The 2854-nt window shown below is 37.9% G+C and carries 4 protein-coding genes; all 4 read right to left on the minus strand.

Going from position 1 to position 2854, the window contains the following annotated elements; all coding sequences use genetic code 11:
- Window positions 1-218: 218 nt before the first annotated feature.
- Complete coding sequence (locus tag BGI33_RS03040) at window positions 219-647, minus strand: hypothetical protein (RefSeq protein WP_037474060.1); 429 nt, start codon at window positions 645-647, stop codon at window positions 219-221.
- A gap of 12 nt (window positions 648-659) precedes the next feature.
- A complete protein-coding gene (locus BGI33_RS03045) occupies window positions 660-1457 on the minus strand; it encodes an RHS repeat domain-containing protein (RefSeq protein WP_218965116.1) in 798 nt (265 codons plus the stop codon).
- 267 nt (window positions 1458-1724) lie between these two features.
- Complete coding sequence (locus BGI33_RS03050) at window positions 1725-2021, minus strand: hypothetical protein (RefSeq protein ID WP_100089907.1); 297 nt, start codon at window positions 2019-2021, stop codon at window positions 1725-1727.
- On the minus strand, window positions 2021-2854 hold an 834-nt coding region (locus tag BGI33_RS03055), incomplete at its 5' end, for an RHS repeat domain-containing protein (RefSeq protein WP_218965117.1). The genes BGI33_RS03055 and BGI33_RS03050, both read right to left, overlap by 1 nt.

The following is a 2854-nucleotide window of genomic DNA, read 5'->3' on the forward strand; positions in this document are numbered from 1 at the left end:
GTTCATCCAGCTTAAAGCAGAATATGTCTCCTGCCTTGATAAACCGTAGCATGGTGCGTGGTTTTTTATCCCAACCCCATAGTTTGAAATCACTCATCAGCATTTTCCTTTTCCTATACGACCATTTATACTATTGCCTTTCTTACTATGATAAGCATTCTTTTAATGCATTAGCTCTGGCATCAGTGCGTTAGTGATATTTAAACTATATGATAATTTTAAAAAACACCCTTTAGTTTTTTTCTTGATATCTTAATATCTTTGGCGATTATTTCAACATAAAATGAATCACTTTGAATAATATAATGAGTGTATTCTCCTACATCATATTTATCCCAATCAGGGAAAAAGGAACGTCTTTCAGCCTTTAATTTTTCCAACCATGATGACTCTGGAACAATCCAATAACATGCATGGAAATCATCATCTTCGCGTGGAATATAATAACTTAAATCTTTATTACGTTCGAATCGCATAGCCCAAACGTAAGAGAAGTCAAATATACCTGTAAATACAGAGTATTTAGCAGAAGAACTCCATATTTTAAAAAATGCAGTTAATGAATCGCCCTTTGATTTTATTATAATATCATCATTTGGGGCTTGCCAATAAGGGAGTTCTACTGCATAAGCAAAATCTTTTTTCATAACATTTATCTCTTATTTACAAATCGGAATTTTAGTTGTCCCTGTATTACGCAGACCATTGTTTCTAAGTCTACCGGTAAAATCTCTTAATTTGTCAACATTTGTTTCAATAATTACTTTTATTTGTTTAGCCTTTGCGCTGCGTGCAATAGCTAAGCGACTATTGCCATCTCTGACTACTAATTGGCCTTTCACGTTCACAGCTTTTATTGCTGGAAAATCTGTGACTTTTACTTTTCCCTTACGAACATCATTTATTACTGATTGTATATTTCGTTTTCCTTCAGGTGTATCAAAAGCACTATTAATAGTTTTCTGAGAGAAATTAACATCTTTAGGATTAACAAGAATCTCATCTGGATCAAGCTTTATTTTTTCTGTTGTTAACCCCCACGGATCAATCCAAGTCAACCCATTAGGCGCATACTGATACAGATTAAACCCACCCAGCAGCCCAATCGGGTCTGGCTGAGTAAATCTACCTATATCCGGATCATAATACCTGAAAGTATTGTAATGTAAGCCGGTTTCTCTGTCTAAATATTGTCCCTGATATCTGAGATTCTGCTCTATGGGTTCGTGTTCGATTTCATGAATCCGCTTTCCCCACAGCTGAAAGCTGCATTCCCACAGTATCTTACCGTTTGCATCGGTTAACTCTTCCGGACAACCGTTCAGGTCGGTATGGAAGTAGCGGATATGTTGTTCTTGGTTGCCGTTTGTGTCTATCCGCGCTAGTGGTTCGTAGCTGTTCTGGCCTGTATAGATATACAGGCTGGTGGGGTGATTCGAGCCGGTTTCCTGAATCATTCTTAACCCATCCCACAGGAAGCGGGTACGGTTGTAAGGTTTGCCTTCGCGGTCTAACTTCTGTTTTTCGATACGTCGGCCAAGGGCGTCATAGAGGTAGCGGTATCGTTCGGTTTTGTTGAGTTGTTCGATGCGTACTTCGCGCAGGCGGTGGGCAGCGTCGTAGTGGTAGTGCTTGGGGCTGCTAACGATTTGTTTAGTCTTGGTACAACCATGTTGGTCTTAGCTGTATTTTAAGTTATATCTTAAAATAATTTTTCTATTAACTTATCCGATTTTACTAATCGCTTGATTAATTTGATATTCTAAGCTGCTTATATCATTAGTAAAATTGCTATATATTGGTTTTTCCCAATCAAAATCTTTTATTAAATAAATATAAAAGCAGCCATTTATATTGAAAGATGGACGCCACCCAATATCTAAAATATATCCATTAGGATACTCAATTTGCAGCATATCTTCTTTTAAAGCATCTAATTGCATTGAAAGAGGAATATTTTTATTTAATGAAAATTCGTTAAATACAATTTTTCCTTTTGGGTTAGATAAATCAATATTCATTATTTCAATAACCTCATATATTCATTTAAAGAAATTGGATGGCCATGAATTGTATTTGCACTAAGTTCAACTCTAATCCATTGTGATGGTTTACCTTCACTTGCCCCAATAACTGTACCCATATCTTTTACTTTCCATTGTTTCCCATTAGTAACAGGCATTCCAGTATGGAATACATCAAACTCTAGTGTCTTAATATCAACATCAGGTTTATATTTTGCAGGCCCTGATTTAGTTGATTTAATTACATCTTTCCATGATTGATTCTTTGGAGGGAAATGTTTATAGTCATGCGTTGTCCAATTTGGCTTAGTTTTAGGTTCACAGCTTAGCCCCCACGGATCAATCCAAGTCAACCCATTAGGCGCATACTGATACAGATTAAAACCACCCAGCAACCCAATCGGATCTGGCTGAGTAAAGCGTCCTATATCCGGATCATAGTACCTGAAAGTATTGTAATGTAAACCGGTTTCTCTGTCTAAATATTGTCCCTGATATCTGAGGTTTTGTTCTACGGATTCATGTTCGATTTCATGAATCCGTTTTCCCCATAGCTGAAAGCTGCATTCCCACAGTATTTCACCGTTTGCATCGGTCAGTTCTTCCGGACAGCCATTCAGGTCGGTATGGAAATAACGGATATGTTGTTCTTGGTTGCCATCTGTGTCTATCCGCGCCAATGGTTCGTAGCTGTTCTGGTCTGTATAGATATACAGGCTGGTAGGGTGATTCGGGCCGGTTTCCTGAATCATTCTTAACCCGTCCCACAGGAAGCGGGTACGGTTGTAAGGTTTGCCTTCGCGGTCTAACTTCTGTTTTTCGATACGTCG

The sequence above is a fragment of the Snodgrassella alvi genome (assembly GCF_002777425.1).
GTDB lineage: Bacteria > Pseudomonadota > Gammaproteobacteria > Burkholderiales > Neisseriaceae > Snodgrassella > Snodgrassella alvi_B.